Origin of the sequence: Buttiauxella massiliensis, from assembly GCF_902500225.1 — a bacterium.
GTDB lineage: Bacteria > Pseudomonadota > Gammaproteobacteria > Enterobacterales > Enterobacteriaceae > Buttiauxella > Buttiauxella massiliensis.
On record NZ_LR722652.1, the window covers coordinates 354,973 to 373,520 of the forward strand.

Here is an 18,548-nt window from a genome sequence, read left to right on the forward strand (position 1 = left end):
AGATTTGAGGTGTTCGGGAGGGATATTCTGAAAACTTTTTAATCAAAATAATTCAAGTTACAGGTAGGCGGCAAAGGAGCGAATCCCCAGGAGCTTACTAAAGTAAGTGACTGGGGTTCGCGAGTGCAGCCAACAACCCTGCAGCTTGAAGTATGACGAGTAAAATTAAATTGCCCAGCCGCCTGCGTAGAATGCGACCAATGCAATAGCAATCACGACTGTACCGATATTCAGCTTACGCCACTCACCAGAGACGATACGACCAATCACCAGAGTTGCGAAACCAATCATGATGCCGGTAACGATGTTACAGGTCAGCACGATAAATACCGCAGTAATCAAGCCCGCCATGGCATCAACGAAATCTTCAAAATCGATTTTGCCCACGTTGCTCAGCATCAGCAAACCGACATACATCAGCGCCGGAGCGGTTGCGTATGCTGGAACCAGATAAGAGAGCGGCGAGAGGAATAGAATCAGCAGGAACAGCACGCCAACGGTGATTGCCGTCAGGCCGGTTTTACCACCTGCAGCAGTACCTGCCGCAGATTCGATGTAAACCGCAGCAGGAGCCGCACCCACCAGGCCTGAGAAAACGGAGCTCAGGGAGTCGGTAGTCAGCGCTTTGCCGCCATCGATGATTTGACCGTCTTTATCCAGCAGATTTGCCTGACCCGCAACGGCGCGGATAGTGCCGGTTGCATCGAATACCGCAGTCATTACCAACGCCAGAACGCTTGGCAACACCACCGGGTTCAACGCGCCCATGATATCCAGGCTACCGATCAGCGAGTTGCCCGCTTCATCTTTCAGCGAAGGCATAGCGAAAATGCCAGAGAAATGAACGCTTGGGTCAAAAATCAGGCCGAAAACAGAAATACCGATGATGGTCAGCAGAATGCCGCCAGGGACTTTCAGTTTTTCCAGACCGATGATCACCGCAAGGCCAATCAGCGACATAATAACCGGGAAGCTGTCGAAATGACCGAGCGCAACTGGCAAGCCATCAAGTGGGTTTTTAATTACCAGGCCGACACCGTTTGCGGCAATCAGCAGCAGGAACAGGCCGATACCGATACCAGTACCATGCGCAACACCCATCGGTAAGTTACGCAAAATCCAGCTACGAATACCGGTTGCAGAGATGATGGTGAACAACACACCCATCAGGAACACGGCGCCTAAAGCAACCGGAACGCTGATGTGTTGGCCGAGCACCAGGCTGAATGCAGTAAACGCAGTCAGTGAAATGGCACAACCGATTGCCAGCGGCAGGTTCGCCCAAAGGCCCATGACAAGAGAGCCAACACCGGCTACCAGGCAAGTTGCCACAAAGACCGCCGCAGGCGGGAAACCTGCTTTACCGAGCATGCCCGGTACGACGATCACGGAGTACACCATCGCGAGGAAGGTGGTTAAACCCGCTACAACTTCCTGACGAACGGTGCTGCCACGTGCAGATATTTTGAACCAGGCGTCAATGCCGCTGGTTGCACGCGGAGAATGATTAGACATAGTGAAAAATCCCCTGAGATTTTTATGATTACGTTGGTATGCGTGGTGGACAATCCACTGCTAATTAAACGTTCATACTCTTCATTTTTCGGGTTACGGACTTTCCCGTTAACGCGAATAAGTTGAGTAGATCCCTATACTGCGTTTGTGACAAAAAAGGGGCGCCACAAAAAAAGCAAACGTTTAACTCCGCGCATACAAACTAGGCGTCAAAATTAAGGCAAACGATTATCCGGCCTTCTTACATGGATTTTCAACCGAACTTTGCCGCTTTTTGTCGAAAAAGGCATTAGCCGGTCAAAATATCGCCACCTCGTGCGCAAACGTTATCGTCGATGCGCAATTTAGCAACAATGATGCAAGATACGGGGAATGCATTTTCCTGGCTCATAGGATTTTTCGATACCTGCACTTAAGGTATTTCGAACGGGCCGCCCTGCTGAATGGCTCTCTGCCAGGCCGGACGGATTTGGATTTGGTTATACCAGTTTTGTAAATTCGGCAGATCGTTTATACCGCCGCGAGATAATAAAGCGATAACAGGGAAACTCATCTGAATATCTGCGGCACTTAGCGCTTGTCCGGCAAACCACGGCGTTTGTTGCAGGCAATCTTCGAGATAACGCGCATGCGTCAAAATCTGTTTATTGAGATACGCTTTTTGCACACCCTGCCCTAATAAATTTCCCACCGGACGCAGTAACCACGGCACCGGCGCTTTGCCCAGGCTGCCAAATACCAGCTTCATCATTAATAAAGGCATTAACGACCCTTCGGCGTAATGCAGCCAAAAGCGGTAACGGAGTTTGTCTTCGTTGGTAATCGGTTTGAGGCGGCTTTCGGCGTCATACGTTTCTTGCAGGTATTCAATGATCGCCCCCGACTCCGCGAGGATGTTGCCATTATCTTCCACCACCGGTGACTTACCTAATGGGTGCACGGCTTTTAACGACGCGGGTGCCAGCATGGTTGGTTCGCGCTCGTAGCGAACAATCTGGTACGGCACCTGTAGCTCTTCGAGCATCCATAAAATGCGCTGCGAGCGGGAGTTATTGAGATGATGGACGATAAGCATAAGGTAACCTTTTGTTTAGCAAGATGAGTTAACTATAGGTAAATGTGCAAAGAGTGAAGCATTAAAATCGTTCAAAAAACATTCAAAATCACCTTGAAACCTCGCTGAGCAGAACTACAATTAAGTTGTCAGTGCAATCCGGAACCTCCTGAGAATGTGTGATTGAGGGACGCTGATGTCGGGGGAAACCCTCCTTGCGAAAAGCGGGATAGATCGAAAGACAAAGACCGGGAATAAACTAAAGCGCCGAAGTTGGGCGCTTTAGTTTTGCCTGCTATTGAGGTTAATCATCTTCAAGCAAACGAGCACCCGTCCCCTCTTCACCGAGTTTATCGCCAGGGTTTCGCAGCGGGCAGTCAGCACCCGATAAACAACCACAGCCAATGCAGCCATCAAGTTCATCGCGCAGTGCAGTCAGCATATTGATGCGCCGGTCCAGTTCTTCGCGCCATTGCGACGACATCTTTTTCCAGTCGTTCTTATTAATTTTATGCCCGTCTGGCAGCACCCCAAACTCTTCACCGATGGTCGCTAACGGAATGCCGATTCGCTGGGCGATTTTAATAATGGCAACGTTTCGCAGCACATCACGCGTGTAACGACGCTGGTTTCCGCTGTTTCGTCTGCTTTTGATAAGCCCTTTGCTCTCGTAGAAGTGCAAAGCCGAAACGGCCACGCCGCTACGCTTCGCCACTTCGCCAGGACTGAGTAAGGGTTTAAAGCGCGGTAATTTCTTTTCCATAATGCTCTTTACCTCAAGTTAACTTGAGGAATTATACTCGCTGCCAACAAAACCGGCTAATCGTAATCAGGATGGCTTATGGCACACCAGGACATTATTCAAACTTTGACTGAATGGATTGACGATCACATTGATCAGCCGCTGAACATTGATGTTGTGGCAAAAAAATCAGGCTATTCAAAATGGTATCTTCAGCGAATGTTCCGTACCGTGAAGCGCCAGACGTTAGGTGAATACATTCGCCAGCGCCGTTTGTTGATGGCGGCCAGAGAGCTTCGAAATACCCAGCGCCCGATTTTTGATATTGCGATGGACTACGGTTATGTCTCCCAGCAGACATTTTCACGTGTTTTCCGTCGTGAGTTTGACCGTACACCAACCGATTATCGCCACCACGCCTGATATAGTTCGTGGAAGAGTTGTTGCCTGACAGCCCGATAAGATGGGTCAGAAAATGCGCCGCAGAACTGGCGATTAAAAGAACAAATGTGATATAGTTCACAAATCCTGTGAGACAGGATTCTTCTTACATTTTCTGTACCCACTCATTCTCCCTGACGGTCCCTGAGCTGTATTTGCAGCGCCTTGTGTCGCGCTAACCGTTGAGCGTAATGAGTTATGCTTAAGGAACAGTTTTCATGGCGGCAATTACCACCAGCGTTTTACTGATGCGCTGGCCTTTAGTCAGTGCGGTTTTGATGTTTTTAGCCAGCACGTTGAACATCCAGTTTCGCAAATCCGACTATACGTTTTTGGCAATCGTCAGCAGCTTGCTGGGAATCGCTTCTGCTTTGTGGTTTGCGACCGGTTTATTGGGTTTAAATCTGGCCGACTTCCCGGTGATTTGGGCATCCTTTAAAGACATCATGATTGAGATCTCAAGCCATGCACCGCCAGAATGGCCAATGGTGCTGACCTGATTGCCAGGATTAGAATTGATAACGGCCTCATTGCGAGGCCGTTTTTGTTTTACTGGCAAGCCGCTACACATTACGTCCCGGAATAAATGTCGAAACTAAAGTATTTCGAGGCGAGCTTTTTATACGTTCCATCCGCAATAATCTGGCTTATCGCTCCATTGAGCGCTTCACGTAGTTCGGTATCATCCTTTCGCAAACCAATTGCTGCACCGGCACCGAATAGTTCAGGGTCCTGCAACGCTCCGCCTATCATGGCAAAATCTTTACCCTGCGGTTTATTCAGGAAACTGTATTCCGCCATTACACCAGACAGCACAGCACCATCAATACGCCCGGATTCTAAATCCTGAACGACCAAATCAGCCCCCTGATAAGCAACGACATTTACGCCAGAATTACGCCAGTTTTTATTGGCATAGGCTTCCTGAGCAGATCCTTGCTCAACACCAATCGTTTTACCTTTTAACTGTTCAAGCTCAGGTTTGATGTTGGTATTTTTATGTGCGACCAGAAATACTGGGCCGTTATAAATTTTATCGGTAAAGGCGACCTGCTCTTTTCGTTTTTCCGTCATATACATCCCGGAAAGAATGGCATCAAACTTTCTGGCTTGCAGCGCAGGAATAATCGCATCGAAATTATTCTCTACCCAAACGCATTTCGCCTGGAGTTTTTCGCAAATAGCATTTCCTAAATCAATATCAAAGCCGACCACCTTGCCATTAGCGTCTTTTGATTCAAAAGGGGCAAATGTCGGGTCCACACCAAAACGGATTTCTTTAAAATTATTTGCTAATGCCGAAGTCGTCGCCAGCAGAGCAATTAATGGCAGTATATATTTTTTCATATTAGCTCCGGCAGTTAACGACAATAAGTTTGGACTAAGCGGGAAAAGAATGAGGCGCCGGTAGAAATAATGTCATCATTAAAGTCATACCCAGGGTTATGTACCATACAGCCACCCTTATCGCCCTTCTCTCCGTTCCCTAACAGGAAATAACTGCCCGGACGCTCTTGCAGCATAAAAGCAAAATCTTCGCTGCCGGTCGAAGGGAGAACCTTATCAAGCACCGCATCTTTACCAAAGAACTCAACGGCCAGCTCTCGGGCAAACGCCGTTTGCTCATCATCGTTAATTAGCACCGGATAGGAGTCGTAGACTTCCACTTCACAACTTGCGCCAAAGCTTTTAGCGGTAAAATCTGCTAACTCTTCAATTCGTTTAATCAGCAGATCGCGGATCTCCGGCTTCATCGCGCGCACGGTTAATTCCATCACCGCAGTGTCTGGAATAACGTTGGAAGCAATGCCCGACTGGAATGTTCCCACGGTAACAATCGCGGTTTCACCCGGCGTGACATTACGAGAAACTATGGTTTGCAGCGCGGTAATTAACGCAGCCCCAGTGACGATTGGGTCGACAGTACGATGTGGATAAGCGCCGTGACCGCCGTAACCTTTGATGGTAATTTTTACCGTATCCGCCGAGGCCATAAAATTGCCTGAATAGAACCCGAGTTTTCCTGTCGGCAAGCCAGGCATATTGTGGAGGGCAAAAACTCGGTCGCAGGGGAAGCGGTCGAATAGTCCGTCTTTAATCATTAAATCTGCACCGCCAATCGCTTCTTCGGCAGGCTGGAAAATGAGATGCACAGTGCCATTAAATTCGCAGGCATTTGAGGCAATATATTTCGCTGCAGATAATAAGATGGTGGTGTGGCCATCATGCCCGCAGGCATGCATTTTGCCAGGCACTGTACTGGCCCAGGGTAAATTGGTTTCTTCAAAAATAGGTAATGCATCCATATCAGCACGCAGGCCAATAGATTTATTCGAATCCCCTTTTTTCAAAGAACCCACAACACCAGTAGTGCCAATTCCTCGTGTGACTTTATATCCCCAGGATTCAAGTTGCTTTGCTACTAAATCACTGGTTTTAAACTCTTCCAGACTTAATTCTGGGTTTGCATGCAGATAATGACGTATTGCAATCATCTCATCTTCTGATGCTTTTATTTCTGGAATAACGAAATCCGTCATGCTGCGCTCCGGTGGAGTTATAAGTGTTTGTGTTTGCATAAACAACTTAGCTGGATAACGTTTTAATGCAAGCAGGAATACTTATGACGTGGAGTAATACATTCAGATTATTAATAACTCGCCAATGTCATTTTATTCACGTTAAAAACAAAAAACCCCGCAAGCGGGGTTTTTGTTAATTCTAAATGCCAGAACCATTATCAGAATGGAATATCGTCATCGAAATCCATTGGTGGTTCATTGTTAGATGGTGCCGGAGCGCTCTGCTGCGGGCGAGATTGTTGCGCGCCGCCGCTGAACTGGTTACCACCCTGCTGCGGTTGCTGAGGCTGACCCCAACCACCTTGCTGCTGGCCTGGAGCACCGCCGCCAGCAGGAGCACCACCCGCTGCACGTCCACCCAGCATTTGCATGGTGCCGCCAACGTTAACCACGATTTCGGTAGTGTACTTTTCAACACCAGCCTGGTCAGTCCATTTACGAGTTTGCAATGCACCTTCGATATAAACCTGGGAGCCTTTACGCAGGTATTCGCCTGCTACTTCTGCCAGTTTGCCAAACAGCACTACACGGTGCCATTCAGTTTTTTCTTTGGTTTCGCCGGTTTGCTTATCGCGCCAGGACTCTGACGTGGCCAGAGTAATGTTGGCAACTGCGCCACCATTTGGCATGTAGCGTACTTCCGGGTCTTGACCCAGATTCCCGACGAGAATCACCTTGTTTACGCCTCTGCTGGCCATGATCGTGTCTCCTGAAACGTTTAATAAGTAGTGTAAACCCTCGATTCTACCACGCCACCCCTAATCTTTATAGCTGCGGGATGCATTCCAGAATCTCGGTAGGATATACATTATTGCATTAAAGCACTGGATATCCATTCAGGTTTTATTGTGTCATAATTAGCCGTTTGTGATCGTCGGCGGCCTCCAGTGCGGCCTGGCAAAGAGCGTTTAAACCGGGAAAGGTGAATGGATAAGATCGAAGTTCGGGGCGCCCGCACCCACAATCTCAAAAATATTAACCTCGACATTCCACGCGACAAGCTGATTGTCGTGACTGGGCTTTCGGGTTCTGGCAAATCCTCACTGGCTTTCGACACCTTATACGCCGAGGGGCAACGTCGTTACGTTGAGTCCCTCTCCGCCTATGCGCGTCAGTTCCTGTCGTTGATGGAAAAGCCTGATGTCGACCACATTGAAGGCTTGTCGCCTGCGATTTCTATCGAGCAGAAATCTACCTCGCACAACCCGCGTTCAACCGTCGGCACTATCACTGAAATTCATGACTACCTGCGCCTGCTATATGCCCGCGTAGGTGAGCCGCGTTGCCCGGATCACAATGTTACTCTTGCGGCGCAAACCGTGAGTCAGATGGTCGATAACGTTTTAGCTCAGCCGGAAGGCAGGCGCCTGATGCTGCTTGCGCCAATCATTAAAGATAGAAAAGGCGAGCACAGCAAAACGCTGGAAAACCTGGCAAGCCAGGGTTATATCCGCGCAAGGATCGACGGCGAAGTATGCGATCTTTCCGACCCACCAAAACTTGAGCTGCAAAAGAAACACACCATCGAAGTGGTGGTTGACCGTTTTAAAGTCCGTGAGGATTTAGCACAACGTCTGGCCGAATCATTTGAGACAGCGCTGGATTTATCTGGCGGTTCTGCTGTTGTCGCCGATATGGACGACGAAAAAGCTGAAGAATTGCTGTTCTCGGCAAACTTTGCCTGCCCAATTTGTGGCTATAGCATGCGTGAGCTGGAACCTCGTCTGTTCTCGTTCAACAACCCGGCCGGTGCCTGCCCAACCTGTGACGGGCTTGGCGTGCAGCAATATTTCGACCCAGATCGTGTTGTGCAAAACGGTGAGCTTTCACTTGCTGGCGGCGCAATTCGTGGCTGGGATCGCCGTAACTTCTATTACTTCACGATGATGCGTTCGCTTGCGGAGCATTACAAATTCGATATCGAAACGCCGTGGAACGAACTGACAGCCAGCGTGAAAAGCGTGGTGCTTAACGGCTCCGGTAAAGAAAGCATTGAGTTCAAATATATAAATGACCGTGGCGACACCTCGGTGCGCCGCCATCCGTTCGAAGGCGTTCTGCATAATATGGAGCGTCGCTACAAAGAGACTGAATCTTCTGCGGTGCGTGAAGAACTGGCGAAATTTATCAGCAACCGTTCATGCGCAAGCTGTGAAGGTACACGCCTGCGTCGTGAAGCTCGCCATGTGTTTGTCGAAAACACGCCGCTGCCAACTATTTCAGACATGAGCATCGGCCATGCGATGGAATTCTTCCAGAACATGAAACTCAGCGGCCAGCGTGCGCAAATTGCTGAGAAAGTGCTGAAAGAGATTGGCGACCGCCTGAAATTCCTGGTGAACGTCGGTCTGAATTATCTGTCGCTATCACGTTCAGCTGAAACGCTGTCCGGTGGTGAAGCGCAACGTATTCGTCTGGCAAGCCAGATTGGTGCGGGTCTTGTCGGCGTGATGTATGTGCTCGATGAACCCTCTATCGGCCTGCACCAGCGTGATAACGAGCGCCTACTGGAAACTTTGATTCACCTGCGCGATCTCGGTAACACCGTGATTGTGGTTGAGCACGATGAAGATGCTATCCGCGCCGCAGACCATATTATCGATATCGGTCCTGGTGCTGGTGTGCATGGTGGCCAAGTGGTTGCTGAAGGCTCCATGCAGGACATCATGGATGTGCCTGAATCCCTGACCGGGCAGTTCCTTAGCGGGAAACGTGGAATTGTGGTGCCGAAAAACCGCGTGCCTGCCGATCCAGAGAAAGTACTTAAACTGGTTGGTGCGAAAGGCAACAACCTGAAAGATGTGACACTGACGCTGCCGGTAGGTTTGTTTACCTGTGTGACCGGGGTTTCCGGTTCAGGGAAATCGACGCTGATTAACGATACGCTTTTCCCTATTGCTCAAACCCAATTGAACGGTGCGACGCTTGCAGAACCTGCGCCTTATCGTGAAGTTCATGGTCTGGAGCATTTCGACAAAGTTATTGATATCGACCAAAGCCCAATTGGCCGTACGCCTCGTTCAAACCCTGCGACTTACACTGGCGTGTTTACGCCTGTGCGTGAGCTGTTTGCAGGTGTGCCTGAATCACGTGCACGAGGTTATACGCCGGGTCGTTTCAGCTTTAACGTGCGTGGTGGGCGTTGCGAAGCCTGTCAGGGCGATGGCGTGATCAAAGTCGAAATGCACTTCTTGCCGGACATTTACGTGCCGTGCGACCAGTGCAAAGGCAAACGCTATAACCGCGAAACGCTGGAAGTTAAGTACAAAGGCAAGAGCATCCACGAAGTGTTGGATATGACCATTGAAGATGCTCGTGAGTTCTTTGATGCCGTACCTGCGCTGGCGCGTAAGCTGCAAACGTTAATCGACGTGGGCCTGTCTTACATTCGCTTGGGGCAGTCAGCAACGACGTTGTCAGGTGGTGAAGCACAGCGCGTGAAACTTGCACGTGAGCTTTCTAAACGCGGTACCGGCCAAACGCTGTATATTCTTGATGAGCCAACCACTGGCCTGCACTTTGCAGATATTCAGCAGTTGCTGGAAGTTCTGCACCAGTTGCGCGACCAGGGCAACACCATTGTGGTTATCGAGCATAATCTGGACGTGATTAAAACCGCAGACTGGATTGTTGACCTTGGCCCAGAAGGCGGTAGCGGCGGCGGCGAAATTCTCGTTTCCGGTACACCAGAAACTGTCGCGCAGTGCGAAGCGTCACATACCGCTCGTTTCCTTAAACCTTTGCTAGACCCAAAATAATTCGAGTGGCATCGAGGCGGTAAGAGAACGCCACCAACATTGATGCAACTTGAAGTATGACGGGTATGAAGTAGTCAGTCAGAAAGCTGCTGCCTGGTTTGCTGAGGCAGCAGCGATAATGCCTGCTGATAAGAGGCATCAACCAGATAGTAAATCTGCGAATCCGGAAGCGATCCATCCAGATAAAGCGTGCTCCAGTGCGCTTTGTTCAAATGCGCGCTAGGATGCACATCACTATGTTGTTCACGTAACAAGTCGGCAAGTGCCGGGCTTGCCTTTAACGACACTGCCGGGCGTGCTTCCACGTCATGCACCATCGCATACATTACATCCGCCACTTTTATTTGTGTGGCCTTCCAGTCGCTATGAACCGTTTGTTCCGCTCCGGGTTTGTTCATGCAGTACTGCAATAGCTCCGAATTGGTCATTTTATTCCCCTTGAGAGACTCCCGTGAAAACGATGTGCTGGCCAGTTTAAGGCGCAGGCATCTCTAAGTGTGCGAGCAACTCGCCAAAAGGTAAAACTCAACGGGGAAATTTTGATGAAAAAAACGGCAGCTTGCTTTCGCATGCCACCGTTTTTTTGAACAGATAATTGATTAATATTCAGAGTTAACAATCACTTCTTCACCAAATGCCCCTGCTTTTGGCAATGGCTGATAGCTGGAGTTTGAAGCGCGTAGCAGGCGAATACCTCTCGCACCTACGTCCTGAGCTGCAGTGATATCCCCGTCTGAGTCACCGTAGAACACTTTGATTTTCTTATCTTTCAGCCATTGTGTCTTGGTGTTTTGGCCTGGCTGATCGCCCGCGAAAATAACCGGGTTAACGCTGGCTTGCGGGATCAGGAAATCATTTTGTAGCGTTTGGGTCACGGTTTCTGTTTTGGTCGGGCTGCGGCCAGTCACAAAGTAAATGCTGTCGCCGCGTTTCAGGTGCATGGCTATCAGGTTTTTCGCCACTTCTTTCGGCATGCTGAACTCATCCCAGCCGTTGTTCATTTTTTCCCAGAACTCAGGATTTTTCAGGTAATCCTGTTTGCCTGGAGAAAACTCTTTTTGCCCGCGATAGAAGCCAGGGCTTGAGAAAAGCACCGTGTCGTCAATATCAAAGCCCACCGCCATCGGCGCGCGGCCCAGCAGGCTGTTTTCGATTTGTGCGACAGAAACCCAGTGAATCGGAACTTGCTGCGCCAGTTGCGCGACGGTTACGCCAGGGTTGAGTGGTACGGGTGCAGATTCCTTAGCAACAACAGACTGGTTCAATCCCAATAACAAACAAACGGCACTTAATGCCATAGTTAGCTTACGCATCATTTTCCCTTTAATTATGATTAGTGAGGGTGATAAAGCAGAACAGATGGTCAAAAATCAATTCGACCATACCGATGCGAAAGCGCCAGAGGAAGGAATTTTTCAAGATTTATCATAGAAAAAGGCGATGATCACACATCGCCTTTTTAAGATAAAAAGTAAGTAAGTACTTACATTACAGCTGCAAAAGCCTGTGCCACACGCTGAACGTTATTGCTATTAAGTCCTGCGACACACATCCGCCCGCTGGCGATCAGATACACGCCAAACTCATCACGCAGACGGTCAACCTGTTCTGAGCTCAGACCGGTATAGCTGAACATGCCACGTTGTTGCAGCAGATAGTCAAAGTTACGCTCCGGCATTTCTGCTTTCAGCACAGAAACCAATGCCTGGCGCATATCAAGAATACGGCGACGCATGGTTTCAACTTCTGCCAGCCAGTTGGCTTTCAGCTGCTCGTCATTCAATACGGCCGATACCACTTGCGCACCAAAGTTTGGCGGGCTGGAGTAGTTACGGCGCACGGTCGCTTTCAGCTGTCCCAACACACGACTTGCGGCATCGGCATCTTCACAAACGACAGACAGGCCGCCCACGCGCTCGCCATACATAGAGAAAATCTTCGAGAATGAGTTACTGACCAACGCTGGCAGCCCGGCGCTGGCAATCGCGCGAATCGCATAAGCATCTTCTTCCATGCCCGCACCAAAGCCCTGGTAGGCAATATCAAGGAATGGAATCAGCTCGCGCGCCTTGAGAATTTCAACCACCACATCCCATTGCGCATCCGTCAGGTCAGAACCTGTCGGGTTATGACAGCACGGATGCAGCAACACAATACTTTGTGCAGGCAGCGTTTGCAGGGTTTCCAGCAATGCTTCGAAGCGCACGCCGTTGGTTTCGGTATCGAACCACGGGTAGGTATTCACTTCAAAACCCGCACCACCAAAGATAGCGACATGGTTTTCCCAGGTAGGATCGCTGACCCACACCTGCGAATTTGGGAAATAGGTTTTCAGGAAGTCTGCACCGACTTTTAACGCACCGGAGCCGCCCAGTGTTTGGATGGTCGCAATACGTCCTTCGAGCAGCGCCGGATGATTTGCGCCAAACAGCAGCGGAGCAATCGCGCTACGGTAGCTGTTCAGACCTTCCATCGGCAGGTAAATCGATGCGCCATGCGGCGTAGCATTCAGGCGTTCTTCAGCTTGAGCAACGGCCTGTAATTGCGGGATAACCCCATTTTCGTCGTAATAGAGACCAATGCTGAGGTTTACCTTGTCGCTACGCGGATCAACTTTGAAACGTTCCATAAGGGAAAGGATTGGGTCGCCAGCATAGGCGTCAACTTTTTGAAACACGGTGAGATTCTCCTGGTTTACAGTGTTGCGAACAACCAATGTAAACCGGAAGTTGGGGCGAGATCGAGGGGTTTGTGCTTAGAAACACCCCTCTCCCTGAGGGCGGTCTCTTATACACAACTCACTCAGGCAATCTTGTCAGGGTGAGATCTTTAAGCCTCGTTGATTTTCCGTTCACCCGTGCGTTCAGTTATCTCTTTCATTCCCGAAAACGGTGAACGTATCAAGGAGAGAACGCCCTCTCCTTGATAATCCTGGCGCCCGGTCATTAAATTGCCGCTGAGCGGTAAACCCCAGCTTATCCCCAACATCAGGGTCGTTCGCGACTCGCTCCCGGCGGATCGCTCTCTTTCGCTGCTCCCGGCAGCTCAACCCTGATTTATGGGGAACACTGGGGCAATTTATACCGGGTACAAGGTCAAAACCTGCTCGGTGCTGCCTTTGGGTTTTGACGTTGACCTTCGGTTCCGGCTTCAATCGCGCCGTTTTTCACCCTTCAGTCGGGGTCACGTGGCCGGGAGCCACGTGAGTGAGCGATCGTCGGGAACGAGTCGCGAACGACCGCGAATGTTGGGTGAAAAACGGTGTTTACCGCTTGCGGCGATTGATTTGCCGGGAGTCCGGGTTCTTAGGGTGGCGACGGTGGCCACCCTAAGTCGTTCACCGGTACAGTAGCTATATGAAACACGGAACATCGGGTGAACGGAACAGTCTCCCTACTTAAAAAGATGAGACTAAGAGACAGCCCCGAGGGTGAGGGGGAAGACAAGAAAATTAATCCAGATATTCCATCGCAACCCTTGAAGTCAGGCGCGTGATAAGTTCGTAAGCACTCACTTTTGTGATTTCAGCAATACGTTCAACCGGCAGGCTATCTCCCCACATCACCACGCTATCACCCACTTTATCTGCTGACTGCGGGCCAAGATCGACACAAATCATGTCCATCGCCACACGCCCGACAATTGGCACTTCACGGCCATTCACCAGCACAGGGGTGCCAGAAGGCGCTGCACGCGGGTAGCCATCACCATAACCAATAGCAACCACACCCAGACGAGTATCGCGCTCAGCAATCCATGTACCACCGTAACCGACCGCTTCACCCGCTTTGTGCGCACGCACCGCAATCAGGCTGGAAGTCAGTGACATCACTGGCTGACAACCAAAATCTGTGCCGCACGATTGTTGCTCCAACGGAGAAACACCGTACAAGATAATGCCTGGACGAACCCAATCCATATGCGAGTCTGGCCACAACAGGATGCCACCGGATGCGCCAATAGAACGCTCTCCAGGCTTGCCCGCGGTAAACGAATTGAAAATATCTAGCTGGCGCAGTGTGGCGTCAGATTCTGGTTCATCTGCACGGGCAAAATGGCTGACGATATTCACCGGCTGGCTGACGTTTTTACAGCGCGAAAGGCGCTGATAAAACGCCTCAGCTTCTTCAGGCAAGATGCCCAACCGATGCATGCCGGTATCCAGTTTCATCCACACGGTAATCGGATGGCTTAACTCAGCCTGTTCCAGTGCTTCAAGCTGTTCGATGCAGTGGATAGCAGTCTGGAAATTTTGCTCGGCAATGGTCGCAAGGTCGCTTGCATTAAAGAAGCCTTCCAGCAGCAGAATGGGCTGAGTGATGCCCCCGACACGTAAGCGAACACCTTCCTCAAGACGGGCCACGCCGAAGGCATCAGCATCGGTCAGTGTTTGGGCTGTCTCCAGCAGACCATGCCCATATGCGTTTGCCTTCACAACCGCCACCATACGGCTGGCTGGAGCCAGTTCGCGCAGGCGTTGCAGGTTGTGTCGCAGAGCGCGGCGGTTAATTTTTACGGTTGCCGCTTGCATGTTCGATCCTTGCGAAATTTTTGTATATGGAATTGGAATGCCCAAATCCTCTAAATCATTCGGGCTGCAAGAAGGCGGCAAACTCGTGAATCCCCATGAGCTTACACAAGTAAGCGATTGGGGTAAGCGAGTGCAGCCAACGCACTTGCAGCGTGAAGGATGACGAGGATTTAGTCTTCGTCGTATTGCGGGCCAGCGTAATTATCGAAACGTGAGAACTGCCCGTTAAACGTCAGGCGCACGGTGCCGATAGGGCCGTTACGCTGCTTACCGAGGATGATTTGCGCGATGCCTTTCTCGTCACTGTTGTCGTTATAAACTTCGTCACGATAGATAAACATAATCAAGTCGGCATCCTGCTCGATGGAACCTGATTCACGCAAGTCGGAGTTCACCGGGCGTTTATCTGCACGTTGTTCCAGGGAACGGTTCAGCTGCGAGAGCGCAACGACCGGGACTTGTAGCTCTTTTGCCAGCGCTTTTAGCGAGCGCGAAATCTCGGCGATTTCCAGGGTACGGTTGTCCGATAGTGACGGTACGCGCATCAATTGCAGGTAGTCGATCATAATCAGGCTCAGGCCGCCGTGTTCGCGGTAAATACGGCGAGCGCGCGAGCGCACTTCCGTTGGCGTCAGGCCGGATGAGTCATCAATGTACATGTTGCGTTTTTCAAGCAAGATGCCCATGGTGCTGGAAATTCGCGCCCAGTCTTCGTCATCAAGCTGGCCGGTACGGATTTTGGTCTGGTCGACGCGTGACAGCGACGCCAGCATACGCATCATGATCTGTTCGCCGGGCATCTCGAGGCTGAAAATGAGAACCGGTTTTTCCTGCAACATCGCGGCGTTTTCGCACAGGTTCATCGCAAAGGTGGTTTTACCCATCGACGGACGCGCCGCCACGATGATCAGATCCGATTTTTGCAGACCAGCCGTTTTCTTGTTCAAATCCTGATAGCCAGTATCCACACCCGTTACGCCATCGTGTGGCGTCTGGTAAAGCGTTTCGATACGCGAGACTGTCGCTTCAAGGATTTGGTCGATGCTTTTCGGGCCTTCGTCTTTATTCGCACGGCTCTCAGCAATCTGGAACACGCGTGACTCAGCCAGGTCGAGCAAATCTTCGCTGGTGCGCCCTTGTGGGTCGTAACCGGCATCGGCGATTTCATTCGCCACGGAAATCATTTCGCGGACAACGGCACGTTCGCGCACGATATCGGCGTAAGCGCTGATGTTCGCAGCACTTGGCGTGTTTTTTGATAATTCGGCCAGATAGGCGAAACCACCGACACTTTCCAGGTTGCCCTGAAGTTCCAGAGATTCAGAAAGCGTGATCAGGTCGATTGGTTTGCTCATTTCGAGCAAACGCTGCATTTCGGTGAAGATCATGCGGTGTGGACGGCTGAAAAAATCGTTAGCCACGACTCGCTCGGAAACGTTATCCCAGCGTTCGTTGTCCAGCATTAAACCGCCCAACACCGACTGCTCCGCTTCCAGAGAATGTGGCGGCATTTTCAGCCCTTCCATCTGACGATCGCGGGGTTCTTTCGGTTTGTTGAAGGGTTTATTTCCTGCCATAGTGAGGGAGTTACCAAAATCAGATAAGAGAGACGAGAGTTTACTCTATCTCCCTCCGAGGAAACAGAAGGAGTTCTCATGGCAACACGCATTGAATTTAGTCAGCACGGCGGACCAGAAGTCTTAAAAGTTGTTGAATTCACCCCAACCGCTCCCGCAGAAAACGAAGTCCAGGTTGAGAACAAAGCGATAGGTATCAACTACATTGATACCTACATTCGCAGTGGTTTATATCCGCCGCCGATGCTGCCTAGCGGGCTGGGTACAGAAGCTGCTGGCGTGGTGACTAAAGTTGGCAGTGCGGTAACACATATTAAAGTCGGCGACCGCGTGGTATATGCGCAGTCCGGGCTTGGCGCATACAGCAGCGTTCACAATGTGCCTGCCGATAAAGCCGCAAAACTACCTGACGCTATCTCTTTTGAGCAAGCTGCCGCGTCGTTCCTCAAAGGGCTGACGGTTTATTATCTGCTGCGTAAAACTTACGATATCAAAGCCAATGAAGTTTTCCTGTTCCATGCAGCAGCCGGCGGCGTTGGACTGATCGCCTGCCAGTGGGCCAAAGCGCTGGGTGCCAAATTAATTGGCACTGTCGGTTCTGCGCAAAAAGCAGAAAGCGCCAAAAAAGCCGGTGCCTGGCAAACCATTAACTATCGCGAAGAGAATCTTGTCGAACGCGTGAAAGAGATAACCGGCGGCAAGAAAGTGGCGGTGGTTTATGACTCGGTCGGGAAAGATACCTGGGAATCGTCGCTCGATTGCCTGCAACGGCAAGGTTTGATGGTGAGTTTTGGCAACTCTTCCGGCCCGGTGACGGGCGTGAATCTGGGGATCCTGAACCAGAAAGGCTCGCTGTATGTTACGCGTCCGTCACTAAATGGTTACGTCACCACCCGCGAAGAGCTGGAAGAAGCGTGCAACGAGCTGTTCTCGTTGATTGCCAGCGGCGTGATAAAAGTGGATGTGGCGGATAGCCAGAAGTTTGCCCTGAGCGATGCTGCACTGGCTCATGCAACACTTGAGAGCCGCAGCACGCAAGGTTCTAGTTTGCTGATTCCATAAAAGAATTTGGGCCTCCCGAGGGAAGCCCATTCTTTTTTTGTTCGCTCTGTATGTAGGGTACAGCGCGATGAATTCGTTTTTTTGCAACCCGGTAATAATGTCAGGTTTGGTAAATAATTGATATCCCACAGCCCGCGAACTTAGCCAGAAAGATGCGAGGTTGTGATCAACTCCGCAATACCTGAGCAATTCACACGGTTATTGCTGCTAAAATTTAGCGCTTATCCGCAACCAACGACAAAGCATGTTCCACAACGTCGATTCCTGCACCGGCTTTATGGGCATTTTCACTCAGATAACGACGCCACTGACGCGCACCCGGAATACCCTGGAAAAGTCCCAACATATGGCGAGTGACATGGCCTAAATAAGTGCCGTTTGCCAGTTCACGCTCAATGTACGGATACATGGCACGAACCGCTGCAACGGTGTCGATTTCCTGCGTATCAAGGCCAAAAATCTCCCGGTCAACTGCCGTCAGTAAACCTGGATTCTGGTAGGCTTCGCGCCCGACCATAACACCATCCATATGTTCCAGATGCGTTTTCGCCTCTTCCAGCGATTTGATACCGCCATTAATCGCCATCGTCAGATGCGGGAAATCACGCTTTAACTGATAAACACGCGGGTAATCCAGCGGCGGAATTTCACGGTTTTCCTTCGGGCTTAAACCAGAAAGCCAGGCTTTACGGGCGTGGATGATAAACATCTCGCATTCACCCTTCCCGGCTACCGTGCCAATAAAATCGCAGAGAAATTCGTAGCTATCCTGGTCGTCAATGCCGATACGCGTTTTGACGGTAACCGGAATAGAAACCACATCACGCATCGCTTTAATACAATCGGCAACGCGCTGCGCATCAGCCATAAGACACGCGCCGAACATACCGTTTTGCACGCGATCAGACGGGCAGCCTACGTTCAGGTTAATTTCATCGTAGCCGCGCTCTTGCGCCAGTTTCGCGCAAATAGCCAATGCAGCCGGATCGCTACCGCCTAATTGCAGCGCGATAGGATGCTCGTCTTCGCTGTACGCCAGATAGTCCCCTTTGCCATGAATAATTGCACCGGTTGTCACCATTTCGGTGTACAGCAGTGTCTGGCTAGATAACTGACGCAAGAAGTAACGGCAGTGGCGATCGGTCCAGTCGAGCATCGGCGCAATAGAGAAACGATGTGGCTGGAAAGGAGTCTGGTTGGTTTGTGAGGACATAGGCTGTGGGCGTTTACGGGCTACGGTTAAAAAAGGGTCGCTACTATAGCATAAAGCAGCGTCGGGACACCCG

16 protein-coding genes are annotated in these 18,548 nt (G+C 50.6%); 4 read left to right on the plus strand and 12 right to left on the minus strand.

Going from position 1 to position 18,548, the window contains the following annotated elements:
* Positions 1–165 precede the first annotated feature (165 nt).
* The 3 genes from GC128_RS10280 to soxR all read right to left on the minus strand — a co-directional run bounded on the left by GC128_RS10280 (position 166) and on the right by soxR (position 3,332).
* Positions 166–1,515 (minus strand): NCS2 family permease, encoded by a 1,350-nt coding sequence (locus GC128_RS10280; RefSeq protein ID WP_064515410.1) that lies wholly within the window; start codon positions 1,513–1,515, stop codon positions 166–168.
* A 412-nt stretch (positions 1,516–1,927) separates the two neighbouring features.
* Positions 1,928–2,590: a glutathione S-transferase family protein gene (locus GC128_RS10285; RefSeq protein ID WP_151994211.1), complete on the minus strand. Its 663-nt coding sequence runs from the start codon at positions 2,588–2,590 to the stop codon at positions 1,928–1,930.
* A 283-nt stretch (positions 2,591–2,873) separates the two neighbouring features.
* Positions 2,874–3,332, minus strand: coding sequence for a redox-sensitive transcriptional activator SoxR (soxR, locus tag GC128_RS10290; protein ID WP_064515406.1), 459 nt, complete (start codon positions 3,330–3,332; stop codon positions 2,874–2,876).
* Positions 3,333–3,410: 78 nt separating this feature from the next.
* Here soxR and soxS point away from each other — a divergent pair, with 78 nt between their 5' ends.
* Positions 3,411–3,734 carry a superoxide response transcriptional regulator SoxS gene (soxS, locus tag GC128_RS10295; RefSeq protein ID WP_064515404.1) on the plus strand — a complete coding sequence of 108 codons (324 nt, stop codon included), beginning with the start codon at positions 3,411–3,413 and terminating at the stop codon, positions 3,732–3,734.
* A 236-nt stretch (positions 3,735–3,970) separates the two neighbouring features.
* A complete protein-coding gene (locus tag GC128_RS10300) occupies positions 3,971–4,252 on the plus strand; it encodes a YjcB family protein (RefSeq protein WP_064515401.1) in 282 nt (93 codons plus the stop codon).
* Between the two features lie 70 nt (positions 4,253–4,322).
* Here the strand turns inward: GC128_RS10300 and GC128_RS10305 are convergent, their stop codons facing one another.
* From GC128_RS10305 to ssb1, 3 genes are all read right to left on the minus strand, one after another.
* The gene (locus GC128_RS10305) at positions 4,323–5,099 is read right to left on the minus strand and encodes an ABC transporter substrate-binding protein (protein ID WP_151994212.1); all 777 of its coding nucleotides are present in this window, start codon (positions 5,097–5,099) and stop codon (positions 4,323–4,325) included.
* Between the two features lie 14 nt (positions 5,100–5,113).
* Positions 5,114–6,292 carry a M20 aminoacylase family protein gene (locus GC128_RS10310; protein ID WP_151994213.1) on the minus strand — a complete coding sequence of 393 codons (1,179 nt, stop codon included), beginning with the start codon at positions 6,290–6,292 and terminating at the stop codon, positions 5,114–5,116.
* 200 nt (positions 6,293–6,492) lie between these two features.
* Positions 6,493–7,032: a single-stranded DNA-binding protein SSB1 gene (ssb1, locus tag GC128_RS10315; RefSeq protein ID WP_064515395.1), complete on the minus strand. Its 540-nt coding sequence runs from the start codon at positions 7,030–7,032 to the stop codon at positions 6,493–6,495.
* Positions 7,033–7,260: 228 nt separating this feature from the next.
* Here ssb1 and uvrA point away from each other — a divergent pair, with 228 nt between their 5' ends.
* On the plus strand, positions 7,261–10,092 hold the full coding sequence (gene uvrA, locus GC128_RS10320; protein ID WP_151994214.1) for an excinuclease ABC subunit UvrA: 2,832 nt from the start codon (positions 7,261–7,263) through the stop codon (positions 10,090–10,092).
* A 74-nt stretch (positions 10,093–10,166) separates the two neighbouring features.
* On the opposite strand, the gene GC128_RS10325 is transcribed toward uvrA, so the two are convergent.
* From GC128_RS10325 to dnaB, 5 genes are all read right to left on the minus strand, one after another.
* Positions 10,167–10,520 carry an MmcQ/YjbR family DNA-binding protein gene (locus GC128_RS10325; RefSeq protein WP_151994215.1) on the minus strand — a complete coding sequence of 118 codons (354 nt, stop codon included), beginning with the start codon at positions 10,518–10,520 and terminating at the stop codon, positions 10,167–10,169.
* Between the two features lie 171 nt (positions 10,521–10,691).
* On the minus strand, positions 10,692–11,405 hold the full coding sequence (gene aphA, locus GC128_RS10330) for an acid phosphatase AphA (protein WP_151994216.1): 714 nt from the start codon (positions 11,403–11,405) through the stop codon (positions 10,692–10,694).
* Positions 11,406–11,575: 170 nt separating this feature from the next.
* Positions 11,576–12,769, minus strand: a complete 1,194-nt coding sequence (gene tyrB, locus GC128_RS10335) for an aromatic amino acid transaminase (protein ID WP_151994217.1) — start codon at positions 12,767–12,769, stop codon at positions 11,576–11,578.
* Positions 12,770–13,543: 774 nt separating this feature from the next.
* Positions 13,544–14,623: an alanine racemase gene (alr, locus tag GC128_RS10340; protein WP_151994218.1), complete on the minus strand. Its 1,080-nt coding sequence runs from the start codon at positions 14,621–14,623 to the stop codon at positions 13,544–13,546.
* A gap of 170 nt (positions 14,624–14,793) precedes the next feature.
* Positions 14,794–16,200 carry a replicative DNA helicase gene (gene dnaB, locus GC128_RS10345; protein WP_034492420.1) on the minus strand — a complete coding sequence of 469 codons (1,407 nt, stop codon included), beginning with the start codon at positions 16,198–16,200 and terminating at the stop codon, positions 14,794–14,796.
* 78 nt (positions 16,201–16,278) lie between these two features.
* Here dnaB and GC128_RS10350 point away from each other — a divergent pair, with 78 nt between their 5' ends.
* Positions 16,279–17,262, plus strand: coding sequence for a quinone oxidoreductase (locus GC128_RS10350; RefSeq protein ID WP_151994219.1), 984 nt, complete (start codon positions 16,279–16,281; stop codon positions 17,260–17,262).
* A 214-nt stretch (positions 17,263–17,476) separates the two neighbouring features.
* Here the strand turns inward: GC128_RS10350 and dusA are convergent, their stop codons facing one another.
* The gene (dusA, locus tag GC128_RS10355) at positions 17,477–18,475 is read right to left on the minus strand and encodes a tRNA dihydrouridine(20/20a) synthase DusA (protein ID WP_151994220.1); all 999 of its coding nucleotides are present in this window, start codon (positions 18,473–18,475) and stop codon (positions 17,477–17,479) included.
* Between the last annotated feature and the right edge of the window lie 73 nt (positions 18,476–18,548).